Annotated in this window: 18 protein-coding genes; 5 read left to right on the top strand and 13 right to left on the bottom strand. The window is 64.8% G+C overall.

All coding sequences use genetic code 11. From position 1 onward, the window contains the following. Positions 1–76: 76 nt before the first annotated feature. Complete coding sequence (locus tag ABIB91_RS02855) at positions 77–937, bottom strand: alpha/beta fold hydrolase (RefSeq protein ID WP_007603233.1); 861 nt, start codon at positions 935–937, stop codon at positions 77–79. Positions 938–1,279: 342 nt separating this feature from the next. Then, positions 1,280–2,203: a division plane positioning ATPase MipZ gene (locus ABIB91_RS02850; protein ID WP_354158434.1), complete on the bottom strand. Its 924-nt coding sequence runs from the start codon at positions 2,201–2,203 to the stop codon at positions 1,280–1,282. A gap of 282 nt (positions 2,204–2,485) precedes the next feature. On the opposite strand from ABIB91_RS02850, the gene panC reads away from it, so the two are divergent. Then, a complete protein-coding gene (gene panC, locus ABIB91_RS02845; protein ID WP_354158436.1) occupies positions 2,486–3,337 on the top strand; it encodes a pantoate--beta-alanine ligase in 852 nt (283 codons plus the stop codon). Here panC and ABIB91_RS02840 read toward each other — a convergent pair. The 5 genes from ABIB91_RS02840 to ABIB91_RS02820 all read right to left on the bottom strand — a co-directional run bounded on the left by ABIB91_RS02840 (position 3,334) and on the right by ABIB91_RS02820 (position 6,442). Continuing rightward, positions 3,334–3,774 carry a DUF1489 family protein gene (locus ABIB91_RS02840; protein ID WP_085395609.1) on the bottom strand — a complete coding sequence of 147 codons (441 nt, stop codon included), beginning with the start codon at positions 3,772–3,774 and terminating at the stop codon, positions 3,334–3,336. The genes panC and ABIB91_RS02840 overlap by 4 nt on opposite strands. Positions 3,775–3,816: 42 nt before the next feature. After that, positions 3,817–4,782 carry a hypothetical protein gene (locus tag ABIB91_RS02835; protein ID WP_007603228.1) on the bottom strand — a complete coding sequence of 322 codons (966 nt, stop codon included), beginning with the start codon at positions 4,780–4,782 and terminating at the stop codon, positions 3,817–3,819. Positions 4,783–4,940: 158 nt separating this feature from the next. Continuing rightward, a complete protein-coding gene (locus tag ABIB91_RS02830; RefSeq protein ID WP_007603227.1) occupies positions 4,941–5,144 on the bottom strand; it encodes a hypothetical protein in 204 nt (67 codons plus the stop codon). A 178-nt stretch (positions 5,145–5,322) separates the two neighbouring features. Continuing rightward, positions 5,323–5,691, bottom strand: coding sequence for a YidB family protein (locus ABIB91_RS02825; protein ID WP_354158439.1), 369 nt, complete (start codon positions 5,689–5,691; stop codon positions 5,323–5,325). 88 nt (positions 5,692–5,779) lie between these two features. Then, positions 5,780–6,442, bottom strand: a complete 663-nt coding sequence (locus ABIB91_RS02820) for a glutathione S-transferase family protein (RefSeq protein ID WP_354158441.1) — start codon at positions 6,440–6,442, stop codon at positions 5,780–5,782. Between the two features lie 124 nt (positions 6,443–6,566). Here ABIB91_RS02820 and ABIB91_RS02815 point away from each other — a divergent pair, with 124 nt between their 5' ends. After that, a complete protein-coding gene (locus ABIB91_RS02815; RefSeq protein WP_219684903.1) occupies positions 6,567–7,280 on the top strand; it encodes a DUF599 domain-containing protein in 714 nt (237 codons plus the stop codon). A 1,004-nt stretch (positions 7,281–8,284) separates the two neighbouring features. Here ABIB91_RS02815 and tolA read toward each other — a convergent pair. From tolA to mgtE, 4 genes are all read right to left on the bottom strand, one after another. Next, positions 8,285–9,295, bottom strand: coding sequence for a cell envelope integrity protein TolA (gene tolA, locus ABIB91_RS02810; protein ID WP_007603222.1), 1,011 nt, complete (start codon positions 9,293–9,295; stop codon positions 8,285–8,287). Between the two features lie 49 nt (positions 9,296–9,344). Then, complete coding sequence (locus ABIB91_RS02805; RefSeq protein WP_354158443.1) at positions 9,345–10,163, bottom strand: aldo/keto reductase; 819 nt, start codon at positions 10,161–10,163, stop codon at positions 9,345–9,347. Positions 10,164–10,348: 185 nt separating this feature from the next. Continuing rightward, on the bottom strand, positions 10,349–10,711 hold the full coding sequence (locus tag ABIB91_RS02800) for a helix-turn-helix domain-containing protein (protein ID WP_354158445.1): 363 nt from the start codon (positions 10,709–10,711) through the stop codon (positions 10,349–10,351). Between the two features lie 163 nt (positions 10,712–10,874). Then, on the bottom strand, positions 10,875–12,296 hold the full coding sequence (gene mgtE / locus ABIB91_RS02795; RefSeq protein WP_007603218.1) for a magnesium transporter: 1,422 nt from the start codon (positions 12,294–12,296) through the stop codon (positions 10,875–10,877). A 116-nt stretch (positions 12,297–12,412) separates the two neighbouring features. Between mgtE and ABIB91_RS02790 the strand changes: the two genes are divergently transcribed. Together ABIB91_RS02790 and ABIB91_RS02785 are read left to right on the top strand one after the other, a co-directional pair. Then, positions 12,413–13,186 (top strand): polysaccharide deacetylase family protein, encoded by a 774-nt coding sequence (locus tag ABIB91_RS02790; RefSeq protein ID WP_354158447.1) that lies wholly within the window; start codon positions 12,413–12,415, stop codon positions 13,184–13,186. 191 nt (positions 13,187–13,377) lie between these two features. Beyond that, positions 13,378–14,697, top strand: coding sequence for a polysaccharide deacetylase family protein (locus tag ABIB91_RS02785; RefSeq protein WP_354159276.1), 1,320 nt, complete (start codon positions 13,378–13,380; stop codon positions 14,695–14,697). Positions 14,698–14,700: 3 nt separating this feature from the next. Here ABIB91_RS02785 and ABIB91_RS02780 read toward each other — a convergent pair whose 3' ends face one another. Next, complete coding sequence (locus tag ABIB91_RS02780; protein ID WP_007603215.1) at positions 14,701–15,075, bottom strand: hypothetical protein; 375 nt, start codon at positions 15,073–15,075, stop codon at positions 14,701–14,703. A 286-nt stretch (positions 15,076–15,361) separates the two neighbouring features. On the opposite strand from ABIB91_RS02780, the gene ABIB91_RS02775 reads away from it, so the two are divergent. After that, complete coding sequence (locus ABIB91_RS02775; RefSeq protein WP_007603214.1) at positions 15,362–15,619, top strand: hypothetical protein; 258 nt, start codon at positions 15,362–15,364, stop codon at positions 15,617–15,619. 20 nt (positions 15,620–15,639) lie between these two features. On the opposite strand, the gene ABIB91_RS02770 is transcribed toward ABIB91_RS02775, so the two are convergent. Further along, positions 15,640–15,828 (bottom strand): hypothetical protein, encoded by a 189-nt coding sequence (locus ABIB91_RS02770; protein ID WP_219685666.1) that lies wholly within the window; start codon positions 15,826–15,828, stop codon positions 15,640–15,642. Positions 15,829–15,838: the final 10 nt, after the last annotated feature.

Genomic DNA, 15,838 nt, shown 5'->3' with positions numbered 1-15,838 from the left:
TAGGTCAATGTGCAAAGCCCCCGCAGGCGGCAGCCGGCGGAGGCTTTGAAAATCGCTATCGACGACGAGGAAGGCGTCAGCTCTTGGCAGGCGCCATCAAAGCGACCGGCCCGGGCTCGAGAATCTTGGGCGGGGACGATTGCGTATCGACCGGCGCCACTTCGCTGTCGGTCGCGCTCAGGAACTTGTCGAGCATGCCCTGGATCGAGTTCTTGGCCGCGTCCGGACCGGTGTCGCGCATGTCGTTGTGCTGGAATTCGGTCTTCACGACCTGGATGCCGGCCTTCTCGCATTCCTCGTCGGTCGGGATCACGCCCGCATCGGCCTTGAACTGCGGATCGGTGGAGCGGAACGACAGGATCTTGAACTTGCCGGCGGTGACGAAGGGCACGCGAAGATTGTCGAGCGTGACGACCTTCTTGACCTCATCCGGATACTGCTTGGCGAAATACATCGTGATGTCGCCGCCCATGGAGTGGCCGACCATCGTCACCTTTTCGTAGTCGGCGTTGGGCTGAACCTTCTTCATCTCCTGCATGGCGAGATGGATGTTGGCGACGCCGCGCAGGATCTGCGGCAGCCGGCCGACATAGATCTCGCCGGGTTTGGTCACCATCGGTGGATCGGTCGGCAAATCATGCTGCGGGCTGACGACGAGGTAGCCGCGCGCGGCGAAAATGTTGGCGAGGAAGCCGTACTCGGTGTTCTTGACGGTGTTGCCGTGGTTGATCACGGCGACCGGCATCGTGATCATGCCGGCATTGGCCTGCATTTCCTTGTCACGACGGATCGCGATATCGACGGGCACCGCACGGTTGTCGCGCGAGGCATCGTAGAAGGTGATGGTCTCGTGCCTGATTGCCCACTTGCTCGCCGTGAAATAGGCGACGCCACAGAGGGCACTGACCGAAACCAGAACGGCAATTCCACGCTTCATTTTCGTCCTCAGCCTCAGGCTCTTGCGGCCTGAATCCCTGTTGAAAATCGTGTTCTTCCGGAGCTCTTCGGCCCCTGGTCGCCTATTCCCTAATATATGTCACAGCCGCGTGACAGGAAGGCTAAATATTGTGAACCATCAGCCCTTTCATTGTGCGGCGCACACGTTTCTTGGGCACCCGGTTCTCATACGGCTACGTCAGGGTGCACGTCACCTTCCGACGCAACCTGTCTCGATCGGGTTCAATTTTGCAGTAAACGCGGGGTGAAAACGGTTGAGTGCGGGCTCGGTTCCCGTGGGAACCGGCCGCTTGATCGACTGGAAGTAGCTATATACCGACGCCTAGGCGCCGAGGATGTCGTGGACCTCGAGCGGCTTGTCGACCTGATTGAACCACTCAGCGCGGTTGGCCGCGCGGCGGCGTCCGCGCTCGTCGAGCGGAAGCTTGAGCTGGCGGAGCAGGCTCGTCACCTCCTCCCGTGCGGTGAGATGGCCGAGATTGGGCCGCATGCCCAGCGTCGCCTCGTCGATCTCGTCCAGCGCGGTCAGGCCGCGCGGGAAGAACTCGCGATAGACGACGCGTTCGGCGAAGCCGTCGACGTAGCGGAAGCCGAGCCGTAGCGATAAATCCTTCAACCCCTCGGCAACGAGCTGCTTGTTGCGGGAGCCGAGCATCGACAGCCGGTTGCGCACCACGATCCAGTCGGTGGTCGCGCCGTCGAGCTGGCGGCGCTTGCGCCTGACATCCCGCACCATCTCGGCGTAGTGGCTTTCGCCTGTCACCGCGTAATTGGCGGGATCGACGGTGCCGAGCACATCGAAATCGAGGAAGCTGTCGTTGATCGGGGTCACCAGCGTGTCGGCCATCGAGTGCGCAAGCCGCATCAAATAGCTGTCGGTGCCGGGCGTATCGATGACGATGAAGTCGAAACTGCTCTCGACCGCCGAGACCGCCTCCATGAACTGAAGGAACTCCGAATTCTCATTCGCGGCGACCTGCATGGTCTCGCCGAGCTTGATGCAGCGATGCAGCGGCAGTTCGAGGTCGAGCTTGGTGCGGCGCGCCCAGGCGGAACGGTTGTTGATGTAGTGAGTAAAGCTCTGCTGACGGCAGTCGAGGTCGATGGTGGCGACGCGCTGGCCGGCTTTCAAAAGCGCGACTGCGATGTGCAGGGCGGTGGTCGACTTGCCGGAGCCGCCCTTCTCGTTGCCGAGCACGACCACATGCGCCGAGCCGGACTGGCCTTGGCTAGCTTGCACAAGCATCGCGATCCTCAACACCCCTAACGAATATCTTCGAGTTGGCCGCGTCTGCGGTCAAGTGAAATGCGTGACAGGCAATACAAATCGCGGCGCGCCGTCCTTCGTCATGAATCGCCGCGCCGCTTCGCGTCTGTGATCCAGCCCACAATGTCGCGACCTCTTGCGCGGCTTTGCGCGGGATGCTGTGCCGCATCCGGATGCGTGGCGTCCATGGTCGCCGCTTGTTAAGGTTAGCCTGCCGGGCGCCGGGACGCGCCCGCCGATTCCAAACCCCGTCGAGTTCTGATGTCACGCAGCCCCTTGATTGCCCGCACGGTCCCCACCTTGCGACGCGCCGTCGACAATCTTCGCAAGCGAAAGGCCACGATCGCGCTGGTCCCGACCATGGGAGCGCTCCATGACGGTCATGTGTCGCTGGTGCGCCTGGCCAAGCGGCGCGCGAGCCGCGTCGTGGTGTCGATCTTCGTCAATCCGACCCAGTTCGCCCCGACCGAGGACTTTGGCGCCTACCCGCGCACCTGGAAATCCGACATCGCCAAGCTCGCCGCCGAGGACGTCGACATCGTCTGGCACCCCGGCGCCGAGGCCATGTATCCGGAGGGCTTTGCCACCCGCATCGTACCGGAGGGACCGGCGCTGGCCGGCCTCGAGGACCGCTTCCGCCCGCATTTCTTCGGCGGCGTCGCCACCGTCGTCGGCAAGTTGTTCACCCAGTGCCGGCCGGATGTCGCGATCTTCGGCGAGAAGGATTTTCAGCAGTTGCGGGTGGTGGCGCAGATGGCCCGCGACCTCGACCTCGGCGTCAAGGTGATCGGTTCCCGCACCGTGCGCGAGCGCGACGGGCTCGCGATGTCCTCGCGCAACGTCTATTTGTCGCCACGGGAGCGGCAGACCGCAACGACGCTGTACCGCGCGATGAAGGAGAGCGCCGGGCGCATCCGCGCCGGCGAAGCGGTCGCGGCCGCAATGGCGCGCGGAGCCGCGATGATCACCGCGGCCGGCTTTGAGCTCGACTATTTCGAGGTCCGCCATGCAGCGACTTTGGCGCCTGTCGCCTCGCGCAAGGACGGGCCGTTGCGCATCCTGGTCGCGGCCAAGCTCGGCACGACCCGGCTGATCGACAATATCGCGGTTTAGAGCAGCCCGAGATCGCGCAGCTCGCGCCGCATCGGCTCCGGCATCGCCGCGATCGAGCCGGCGGCGGACTTGCCGAGATCGGGCGGCACGGAATCGTCGGCAAGGTAGCGCCAGCCCTGGAACGGGCGCATCGGCCGCGGCGACACCGGAATCACCTTCGGCTGCATCACGATCCGGCAGCGTCCGATGCCGTCCTTGTCGCGGAACGGCTCGATGCCGATGATCTTTTCGCGCGCGGCGACCTCGCCCTTGATCACCCAATAGAGCGAGCCCCCCGACAGGATCTCGGCGTCGCGCTTGGGCACCATGCGGGTGATGTGGATGTGATGTTGCGGCAGACCCTTCTTCTTGGCGGTCTGTATCCGTTCGGCGGTCCACTCCTTCAATTCCTTGACGGATTCGCAGCCGACGGCGAGCTTGATCAGATGTAGTGGCATGCCCCAGCATTAGCCGGGCAGCCCCGCATTTGGAATGCCGATCTACTCGTTATCCGCAGCCGGGGGAGCCGCGGCCGGCGGCGTGAGCGGAACCGGTGCTGCCGCTGGTGCCCGCGCAGCCTTCGGCGCAGGCGGCTTCTTCGCGGCGGGAGCTGCGGCCTGTGCCGAGGCCGCTGCCGGGGGGCGCGGAGCCGCCGCGTTCGCGGTGGGCGCCGCCTGACGCGTCGGCGGCTCCGGATTCATGATGCTGACCGGCGGCGTCGACGAGGCACTCGGGAACTCCGCACTGGTCGGCTTGCCCGTCGGCATCGACGGCGGCAGTCCGGCAAGGGCGGCAGTGGCGGGCAACGATTGCGCTGCTGCAGGCGCATTCCAGGTCGGGGCGTAGCGCGCGACCAGCGTGTCGTAGAGATGGGAATCCATGTTGGCGGCGACCTGCTGCTGGTCGGTCAGCGAGCGGAAGGCCGCACAGTCGAACTGCGTGCAACCGTCGCGCACGACCAGCACCTGCGCGACCAAGCCATAGCGATCACGTTCCAGCGATTTGCGCAGCACCTTGATGTCAGGCGTCAGGCTCTTCTCGGCGGTCGCGGCATCGCCGAGCGCCATCAGCCGGTCGATCCTGGCCGCGGTCGTGGAGACGGCCGCAGCGGCCACGTCCGGCGCGCCGAACAGCGCCTTCTCGCAGCCGATGGCCACGGCATCGCCGGCGAGATCGTCGAGACAGGACAACGCCGGCAGGCTCGCGGTCATCGCGGCCTGCGCGCGCGCCTCGGTCGGGGTGGTCTGCCCTGCCGGTCCATCGACGCGCACAACAGCAGCCATCGCGATGGTGATGGCGAGCAGCGTAACAACGGTCAGCGCGCCGTTGGCGACCGACCGCTCGGCGCGCTGCAGCGTGACCAGGAGGATCAGTCCGAAGAAGCCGGCAGCCGCCAGCATCATCCACATTGGGAAGGCCGGCGAGCGCCAGATTTGGTCGAGCGACGAGGCCCATGCCCAGTTCATGCGCGACGTCCCCTCACGCGAGCAGAGAGCGAATGGTCAAAGCGAGTACCGAGAGTCGGCAACTGCCCCGGCCCACCTTTTGAAGGTGAAGCGGGCCTTTTGACGGCGGCAGAATACAAATTCCCGGGGACGCGCCAATGCGCGGGTAGCGTCGGTCCTCAGGACAGCGCGAGCTGGCTTTCCTTGGCGACGCGTTCAAAAGCCTCGGTCGAGCTCTTGATCCGGTACTGGCAGTCGTCACCATCCGTCGGCAGCAAGCGGATGATCTCATACGAGCCGCTGGCAGCAGGGCGTGCGACATTGCTGGCCGTGAACAACACGCGCGATCCAATAGGGAATTTGTGCTTCAACACCCTCTCCATCACTCAAACAACGCCTGCCACGCCCGTGGTCCCACTGCGTCGGCCGGCCGGAAACCCGGCCGCTATATAGCATGCGGCGGGCTTTTTTGGCCAGCAGTATGCGACATGGCAAACGTGCAAATTTTGCAGTTATTTCAGAGTGATGCCGCCAGCCGGTGATACCGCTGGAACCGGTTCCTCAGGCGCTATGGGGCAAATGGCCGTCGGGGCTTGCGTGATCCACGGCTTTGGGCAGTTCCAGGGCCAGAATCTGGCCCAGCTGGTCCACCGGGATGTTGTAGCGCGCAGCCAATTGGCGGACGGTATCGCTGCCGAGCACGGTGCGGAGCTGGTCGGCCGAGATCGGCAGGTTCTGGCCGTTGCCGAGCCAGGATTTGACCTGGTCTCCGAACCCGGCCTGCTGGAGCTTTGCGACGATCGCGCCGAGGCCGCCCTGATTGTTGCTGCCGAGCACCTCGCTCAGCACAGTCGGCAACACGGCTGCCCCGAGCTGGCCGAGCGCGCTCCGCAGCGCCGGATTGTTCTCCAGCGAGTCCAGGATTCCCATGATGTCCCCTCTCCTTGCCCGCAAGCTCCGCCGCGATTGAGCGCCGCCATGTGCCGTGCCGTCAAGCCGCGCTCAATCACATTCGCGACTACAAGTTCTCGAACTTTTCGATGACAAGCGTTTCGGCGAGCGCGTCCCGGGTCCATTCCTGGAACGCCGGCAGCGCCAGCATCGTGTCCATGTAGGCCTTGGTCTCCGGCGTGACCTCGATTGCGTAGGTGCGGAAGCGGTGCACGACCGGGGCATACATCGCATCCGCTGCGCCGAAGCGCCCGAACAGGAACGGTCCGTTGGCGCCATACCGGGCCCGGCATTCGCGCCAGATCTCCTGCACGCGCGCGATATTGGCCTCGGCGTCGGCCGACAGCGTCACGGGGCGCACCGGGCGGTGCAGGTTCATGCCGCATTCGTTGCGAAGGGCCATGAAGCCGGAATGCATCTCGGCGCACACCGAACGGGCATGGGCGCGGGCGGCGGCGGCGGCCGGCCACAGCTTCACTTCCGGATAGCGCTCGGCGATATATTCGATGATGCTGAGTGAATCCCACACCGTGATGTCGCCGTCGACCAGCACCGGGACCTTTCCGGCGCGGCTGAACGAGATGATCTGCTCCTTGTCCGCGGGATTGTCGGTGTAGAGCGGGATAAGAGTCTCCACGAACGGGATGTCGTTGGCGCGGAGCGCGAGCCAGGGCCGCATCGACCATGACGAGTAATTCTTGTTGCCGATTGCGAGTTTCAGCGCAGCCATGTCATCAGTCCTTCCCGATACGCCTTGAAGCGAGCCGCTTTTAACGCCATCGCCTGCCGCCAATCAATCGTTGCTGCACCTCGCCATGCGTGGCAAGCGTTGCGATCCTCTCCAGGAGACTGACATGAGCAGGCATTGGGTCGACATCACAGCCGTCGGCTTCTTCATCATCGAATGGCTGGTCTACGCCCTGACGCTGGAGCATTCGGCCTACGGCCGCGACAGCCTGTCGGCGCGCATGAACCGCTACCGCGAGGTGTGGGTGCGCCGGCTGCTCGACCGCGACGCGCGCATGGTCGACATGCAGATCATGGCCTCGCTGCAGAACGGCACCGCCTTCTTTGCCTCCACCAGCCTGATCGCGCTCGGCGGCGCGCTGGCGCTGCTGCACGCGACCAACGACGCGATCACGATCTTGAGCAAGCTGCCGATCGATCTCAGCACCTCGCCCGCCATGTGGGAGCTGAAATGCGTCGGCCTTGTCCTGATCTGCGTCTATGCCTTCTTCAAATTCGCTTGGTCGTACCGCCTGTTCAACTATGTCGCGATCCTGTTCGGCGGCATGCCGGCGGCCTCGCAGCGTGACACGCCGGAGGCCGAAGCTCATGTGATCCGTACCTCGCGCCTGTTCGAATCCGCCGGCCGCCATTTCAACCGCGGCCAGCGCGCCTTCTTCTTCGCACTCGGCTATCTCGGCTGGTTCGTCAGCCCCTGGGTGTTGTTCGTCACCACGGCAGCCGTGGTGATCGTGACCTGGCGGCGGCAATTCGCCTCGAGCGCGTGGGAGGCGATGGCGCCGGAGTTGGTGGATGGTGATGAGATGAAGCGCGGTCGTTGACTCGCGCGTGTCCCGCACGCGCTGCTGCGCTGAGTCCGGGGCACGAGAGCGGAGTGTGGCGCACGTTCTCTCCACATCGTCATTGCGAGCGCAGCGAAGCAATCCAGAATCCCTCGGCGGTAAGACTCTGGATTGCTTCGCTGCGCTCGCAATGACGGAGTATGAGGCGGTAGCGCCACTCTTCCAGCTCGCATCTTGAATTGTAGCCACACCTTTGCATCCTCGCGGCGCGTTTCGCCCGAGCTTTGCTTCGTCGCTCCACCCTCAAAGCCAAGAGGGCGCAGGGAAGGCCGGGTGCTGACCTCGCACCCGCGGTCCGCTGCGCGAAAAGCACACGCAGAAAAACCGCACAGCAGCATACAGGTGGTGCCAATCACTCGGCCTTCCCTGCGCGATGGTTGGACGGCTTATGCCGTGCTCTCCCGGGAGCCGAACTTTCCTTCTGGCCTCCCTCGCCTCGCGAATTGGATGATGCTGTCTGCCCGGTTGGGCTCGCACACATCTCCGCGAAAGCTTGACCGTAGCAACGACGGCCAGGACCACACGGTTTTGCCGTACGCGCATTCGCCATTTCGCCGCAGGGTTCGACGGCCTCGTGCACGTAGCCATCGAAATACCGACGAGACGAACTTCACAGCGCCGCTCGTCCGCACGTGGCCACGGGCTCACAGGGACTACCCGCCCTGCCCGCACCTCTCATGCCGACGCTGCCGCGTCCACCGCAAGCCCGGCTCGCAATCAAGACGACAACGAGATCGCCCCTCAAGGATGAGCCGGGATGCGCGACACATACGCCAAAACCGAATTTCGGTAAAGCGGAATATATTTGCGTGAGCGGATTGACAGAGGAGCGACACAGGCGCGGTCGCGTAGCCCGGATGGAGCGCAGCGTAATCCGGGAAGGTGCGAAACGCAGCGCGAGCGGCCCTGGATTGCGCGGAGCCTGTCATCGGGCGGCGCTTCGCGCCGACCCGTTGGCTCCATCCAGGCTACTTGACTACCTGCTATCCGCCGAAATCCCGCGGGCTGAACGGCAGGTCCATCACCTTCCATTCCCCGTATTTGTCGGCCGGCAGCATCTTGTAGGGCTGGCAGGCCTGAAGCGCGCTCATGGCGGACTTCACGAGCGCCACGCCCTTTGCGGATGGCGGCGCTTCGATCAGGATCGGCTCGCGCGCCAGCGTGCCGTCGGTCGCGAGCACGGTGCGCAGCTTGATGTTGACGGTGTCGGTCGGCGCGACCCCAGCCGGCAGCTTGGCGCAGCTTCGCAAGTGACGACGCAGCTCGGCGATGATTTCGGCCGGCAGCTTGGCCGCGATTGAATCCTTGGCATCGCCGCCATCGTCCTTGGGGGCGTCTTTCGACAGCTCCGTCGGCAATTCCGGCGGCAGGCCCAGCATGACGCCGTACTTGACGGTGACGTCGGGCTCCGGCGCCTGATAGGCCGGGGGCGGCGCGGCCTCTGGCTGCTGCATCGCTTGTGGCAGGAGCTGTGGCGCCGGGGGCTGAGGTGGCTGCGGAGTCGCCTGAGGCGGCGGCGACTGCGATGGCTGAGGCTGTGGCTGTTGAGGCTGCGGTTGCGTCTGCGCATTCGCCTCGCGCTGCTGCTGCGGCGTCTGTGAAGGCTGTGGCTGCGGCTGTTTCTGCTGCGGCGGTTCAGGCGAGGCCTGCTGCTTTGAGGCTTGCTGCTTCGAGGATTGTGCCGCGGCCTGCTGCTTCGCCTCGGGCTTTGGCGCGGTTGCCGCCTTGTCCTTGTCGGTGAAATCCAGTTTCGGTAGTTTCAGGTCAGGGATCGGCTCCGGCGGCTTCGCCTTGAGTTTTTCTTCGGCCTTCTCCTCGGCCTTGGCCTCCTCCTGCTTCACCTGCTCCGGCGTCACGATGCTGACGGAAACCGATTCGGGCGGGTTGGCGTGAAACGGATGGACTTCGCTGATCACGATGATCAGCGCGACCAGCGTCAGATGGGCGATCGCCGACGCTGCAATGTCCGTCCGTATGATCTTCCGCAGTTCCATCGCCTGACTTCAGGTTGCCAAGCTGGTCCTAGCATACGGCAGCCCCCTCTCAATCCCATTTTGGCGCGAAGCCGAAATCGGTCAGGCGGCCCCTGGGACTGGCCAGCGCAGCGATCTGGGCCATCTCGTCATCCGAAAGCTCGAAATCGAAGATCTCGATGTTTTCCGACAGGCGTTCGACGCGCGAGGTGCGCGGGATCGCAGCGACATTCTGTTGCACCAGCCAGCGCAGGCAGACCTGCGCCGGCGTCTTGTGATGCAGACGCCCGATCTCGGCGAGCGTCTGGTCGGTCTTGATCCGCCCCCTGGCGATCGGGCTGTAGGCGACCAGCGCGAGCCCGTGCCGATCGCAGGCCGCCCTCACCTTCGCCTGGTCGAGATAAGGGTGGTATTCGACCTGGTTGCAGGCCAGCGGCTCCGGCGACAACGCCACCGCCTGTTCGATCAGCGCGACGGTGAAATTGGAGACGCCGATGTGGCGGGTCAGGCCCATGCGCTTGGCATGCGACAGCGCGCTCAGCGTCTCCTCCAGCGGCACGTGCGAATTGGGCCAGTGCAACAGCAAGAGATCGACGGAGGGAAGCCGCATGCGCACCAGACTCTCCTTGACCGAGCGTTCGAGATCGTGAGGCGCGAAATGGTTGGTCCAGACCTTCGTCGTCAGGAAGATGTCGTCGCGGCGCACGCCGGAGGCGCGCAAGCCGTCGCCGACCTCGCGCTCATTGTCGTAGACCTGTGCGGTATCGATGTGGCGATAGCCGAGCCGCAGTGCCTGCTCGACCACACGCGCGCACATGCGCCCGCTCAGCTCCCAGGTTCCCAGCCCGATGGCCGGTATTCTTGCGCCATTGGTCTCGACGAACAGCATGAGGAATCCTCTCTGTCGCGGTCGCCCCAAATCATGATCCAGGCGTCATTATGAACCCGGCTGGCAACGCTGCCAACGGGCGGCACCGACCGCCGGGCCGGATCTTGCGCGCAATGCTAACGGGAGGTTCGCGCCAGACCTTGACGCCAAGCCTCGACGACAAGCCTCGACGACAGGCCTTCAGCTCAGGCTTTGGCGAGCGCCTGGAACACGGTCTCGGGCGCATGCGCGATCACGGCGAGCAGCGCGCGGGCGGGTCCCCGCGGGGCGCGCTTGCCCTGCTCCCAGTTGCGGATGGTCTCGACGGGAACGCCGAGTTTAGCCGCGAACTCCATCTGGGTCAGGCAGGCGCGGCGACGCAAATCGCGCACGGCGAGCGAGCTGGCTTCGGCCGGCGCTGCGCTGGCCGCAGGCTGGATTGGCAAGGGCTGGATCGGAAAGGGCTGGATTGGAAACGGCTGGACCGGAAACGGCTGGACCGGAAACTCCTGCCCATCCCGCAACTCGACGATCCGTCCGTCCGCCTTCAGCCGCACACGCATGCTCATTCCCCCAAGCGGGAACGATGATGCGGCAGCTCGCTTAAGTTCGGATTAAAGATGATGGCCAGTAGCCCGGATGGAGCGCAGCGCGATCCGGGGCATCTCTCGAGCCGACGCAGCGGCCCTGGATTACGCTTCGCTCCATCCAGGCTACGGATTTCAACAGCTCCTACCTCAGCCCGAACCATAAGGTCGCGATGCCGAGGAAGGAGAAGAAGCCGACGACGTCGGTGACCGTTGTCACGAACGTGCCTGACGCCACCGCCGGATCGGCTCGCACACGTTCGAGCGCCATCGGGATCAGGATGCCTCCGAGCGCGCCGGCGAAGAGGTTCACGATGATGGCGAGCCCGATGACCATGCCGAGGCCCGGGATCCTGAACCAGGCCACCGCCGCGATTCCCGTGATCACGGCAAAGGCGAGACCGTTGACGAGGCCGACCAGGCCCTCGCGCACCACCACGCGCCAGGCATTGGAGGAGCCGAGCTCGCGCGTCGCCAGCGCCCGCACCGCGACCGTCATGGTCTGGGTCGCGGCATTGCCGCCCTGGCTCGCGACGATCGGCGCCAGCACGGCGAGCGCTACCATCTTCTCGAGCTGCCCCTCGAACAGGCCGAGCACGGAGGACGCCAAGAAGGCGGTGGCGAGATTGACCAGCAGCCAGTTGAACCGTGCGCGTGCAATGGTGAACACGGTGTCGGACAGCTCTTCGTCGCTGTTGACGCCGCCGAGCGCCTTGAGGTCCTCGTCCGCCTCTTCCTCGATGACGTCGACGACGTCGTCGACGGTGATGACGCCGACGAGGCGGTCCTGGGTGTCGAGCACCGGGGCTGCGACGAGATTGTACTTGCCGAACATGCGCGCCACCTCCTCCTGGTCCTCCAGGACGGAGACGCGGCGGCGATCCTCGTCGGTCAGCTCGGCAAGCGCCACCGGGCGGCGGGCGCGCAGCAGCACGTCGAGCGAGACCGCGCCCTGCCAATGCTGCTCCTTGTCGACGACGTAGATCTCGTAGAAGCGGTCAGGCAAATCCGGCGTCTCGCGCATGTAGTCGATCGCCTGCCCCACGGTAAAATCCTGGGGCACGGCGATGAACTCGGTCTGCATCCGGCGGCCGGCGGAGTTTTCCGGATAAAGCAGGCTGCGCTCGAGCACGACGCGCTCCTTGAGCGGCAGCTTCTCGAGGATCTCCTCCTGATCGGCCTGATCGAGCGTTTCCAGCAGCTCGACCGCGTCGTCGGATTCGAGCTCGAGCACACCTTCCGCGACCGTCTGCGGCGGCAGTTCCTCGAGGATCTCCTCGCGCACGCCCTCGTCGAGCTCGTTCAGCGCGGAGAAGTCGAAATCGCGCCCCGTCAGTTCGACCAGGCGGACCCGATCGTCAGGCTCGAGAGCCCCGATGAGATCGCCGAGATCGGCCTCGTGCAGTTCGGCAACGCAGGCGCGCAGCGCGGCGCTGTCGCCGGCCTCGATCGCATGGGCAATTTCCGCGACGAATTCGTGACGAATCTCGCCGTCTTCATTGCGCATCGGCACGTGGTCGAGTACCGATTCCGCAGCAGACGCGGCACCGTCCAGATGTTCATCCATGGCGCGCCTCGCCGTTCGACAGGTTGAAACGAGTGGTCTGAGCTGACGGTTCAGGCAATACCCACAAGGCAACTCTGAGCGCAATGACAAAGATGCTTCGATTGAGGTGGACCTCGATGTCGGCAGGCGCAGCGCTCGCCGCCCTCGCCGGCACCGCCTCGACTGAAGCCGCCGAGTGCCCGCGCAAGGACGCGCTCGGCACCTCCCGCATTCTGAGCGTCGACGCCAAGACCACGCTGCGCGTGGGCTTGAAGAGCTTTCCGCAGACGTTGCCGCTCGCCGATCACGAGGTCGTGCTGACCTTCGACGACGGACCGCATCCGCCGACGACGTCGAAGGTATTGGCGGCACTGGCGCAGGAATGCGTGCGCGCGACTTTCTTCCTGATCGGCCTGCACGCCTCCGAACACCCCGACATGGTCAAGCGCATCGCCCGCGAGGGCCATAGCATCGGTCACCACACTTTCTCGCATCCGTTCATGGCGCGGATCCCGTTCGACAAGGCGAAGAGCGAGATCGATCGCGGCATTGCCGCCGTCGAGCTGGCTCTGCACGGCACCTCGACAACGACGCCCGCGACCCCGTTCTTCCGCTTCCCCTATTTCGAAGCCACGCAAGCCGAGCTCGACCTGCTCCAGTCCCGCGGCATCGTGGTGTTCGGGACTGACCTGTGGGCCAGCGACTGGAACGAGATGACGCCGGAGCAGGAATTGAAGCTCGTCACCGAGCGCCTAGCCGCCGCCGGCAAGGGTATCATCCTGTTCCACGATCCCAAGGCGCGCACGGCCGCGATCATGCCGGCCTTCCTGCGGTATCTGAGGGAGAACGGGTATCGGGTGGTTCACATCGTGCCGGCGGGCACATCACAGAAGAGCGCCGACGCCCGTTGATGCCGGAATGTCACGCCGGCGCAAAATGGGGTGATTTTGGCCCTATTAACAGTCTGTTCATGCTACGCCATGCAAGTATCGAGGGGACTTGTCGCGGCAGAGTCCTGGGTAGCGGTTCCTTGCGCCTGAACCGTTTGCAGATGTCTCCGACCTACTATGGCGGCAATCGCGTAAGAGGGCAGACCGGGTTCATGATCGGAAGTAGCGTTGTTGCTCGGACGCGATCGTGGATCGTCCTTTGCCTTGGCGGATTCCTAGGCGGATTTTTGGGTGTCCTGACCATCGGCTCGCCGGCCATTGCGGCCGACTGCCCCGGCCGTCCGGACGCACTCGGCACGTCCCGCACCCTCGTGGTCGATCCGCACGAGCATCCCCGCATCGGCACCATGCAGTACCGCGAGACGCTGCCGCTGAAGGATCATGAAGTCGTCCTGACCTTCGACGACGGTCCGTTGCCGAAATATTCCAACCAGGTGCTGCAGATCCTCGCCGACGAGTGCATCAAGGCGACCTTCTTCATCATCGGCGAACAGGCCAAGGCGAACCCGGACGGCGTGCGCAAGCTGGTCGCCGCGGGTCACACCGTCGGCACCCACAGCATGACGCACCCGCTCACAATGGACCGGATGCCGCTCGACAAGGCCGAGGCGCAGATCAATGGCGGCATCGAGTGGACATCGGCCGCAATGACCGATCCGTCCAAGCTCGCGCCGTTCTTCCGCATTCCCGGCCTGATGCGCGCCGACGGCGTCGAGAACCTTCTGATCTCGCGCGGGATCCAGGTCTGGAGCGCCGATTTCCCGGCCGACGACTGGCGCCATGTGTCCTCCGATCGCGTCTATCAGCTCGCGATCCAGCGGCTCGAGGCCAAGGGCAAGGGCATCCTGCTGCTGCACGACATCCAGGCCCGCACGGTGGCGGCCCTGCCGAAGATCATCCGCGACCTCAAGGCGCGCGGCTATCGCATCGTGCACGTGGTGCCCGCGACCGCCGAGCAGCCGGCGACGCCGACCACGCCGGTGGAATGGCTGCTGCATCCGCCGACCGAGACCACACCGATCGCGCGCTGGCCCGCCGTGCCGAATTTCGTGTTCGCGCAGACCAAGACGCTTCCGGCGCCCTCGCTGGCCGACCTCAACGCGCAGACCGCGCATCAACCGCTGCTGCCGCGCAAGACCATGGCGCTCGCCAATGTCGCGGCCACCCTGCCCGTGCCCGCCCGCGATCTCTTTGCAATCCCCGAGGGCTCTGTCGAGGTGCTGCTGTCGACGACGTTGTCGCGGCGCGTCGCGACACGCCTGGCAATGGCGGCCGAGACGCCCCGTGCGGCCAAGGGCAAAGCCGGCAAGGCGCGCGCTGCCCGCACCGCGCGCGCTGCTCATGGCGCACCGAAGCATGCCGCAGAGACCGAGGGCACTGCCCCCAAGAGCATTTCGCCCAAGAGCGCCGCGCCAAAGAGCACTGCGCCGCGCCCGACCCGTGTGGCGAGCCTGAAGAAGCGCGCGCAGTAGAGCCTACTGTCGCATGATGTTGGCGACGCAGAGCAACACGATCAGCGCCAGGAAGAACAGGTCCATATAGGACTTGACCTCGCCGTCGCGCCGCAGCCGGGCGACGTCAACCACGACCTGCCTGCGCGCGTTCGTTCCGCCCGCGCCGTCATTGATCGGGCCCTGCAGCCGCTTGGTCTCAGCCTCCAGCCGCTCGATCTTCTGGTAGAAGTAGAAGGCCCGCAGCGTCGAAGCTGCGCGCATGCCGGTATAGATCAGCACCAGAATCGCGATGATCGCCCGGTTCTGGTATTTCTCCATTAAATTCAGGCTGAAATAGACCATCGCCATGAATGCGAAGTTGGTCACGAAGCGGTAGACGAAGCTTAGAAAGACCATGCGGGCTCAAGCCTTGAAGGGTGGTGCAACCGGACCGTGTTGCGAATGCGGGGATCAGGGGGCCAGACCGGAATAGCCGGCCCGAATGCCATGCAGGCCGGTCTACGCCAACTTTGTTTCACCAAAGATACTATTGCCCCGGCAATGCCGCCTTTTAGCCACGCCCGGCCATAATGCAAGCCGGAGCACGGCCGCCGGCCCCTTCCGCGCCTGCTGGCTGCAACGGCTCCATGGAGATTTGGCGGAAGTCCCGATAGACTGGCGCCGCCACATATGGGGTCTGCCGATGCCGAAGAAGGGAATCACCGGCCACGACGACTGGGTTCTGACCGAGGCGCTGGCGACCGCGCTGGTCGCGCTGGAGCAGCTCGACACCAAGCACCAGCCGAGCGCGCATATGGACGACATCCGCAAGATGCTCTCGAACGGCAAGGAGCCGGCGGCGGTGAGCCTGCATCTCGCCCAGGCCAAATGCCGGCTGTTTCCCGACCTCGATCCGCTGGAGATCTACCGGGAATACGGCATCGGCGAGGAATATGGCTGAGGGCGCGTTGACGGCCGGACTTAAGGCCCGCCGGCGACCGATCCCGCGATCACCATGACCAGCGCGGCCAAGTCGATCTTGCCGTTGACGATCAGCTCCTCCGAGGCTTTCGCATCGTCCGCGCGTTCGACCTTCAGCAATTGCGGCCGGTTGGCCGCCTGCCGCTGCAGCTCCGCGACGATGGCTTCCGTGAGTTTCTCTTCCAGCATGGGCTTCGTC

Origin of the sequence: Bradyrhizobium sp. JR4.3 (assembly GCF_040547695.1) — a bacterium.
GTDB lineage: Bacteria > Pseudomonadota > Alphaproteobacteria > Rhizobiales > Xanthobacteraceae > Bradyrhizobium > Bradyrhizobium canariense.
Note: the sequence above shows the minus strand (reverse complement) of the source record. Positions and strands in the feature narration are given on the sequence as shown.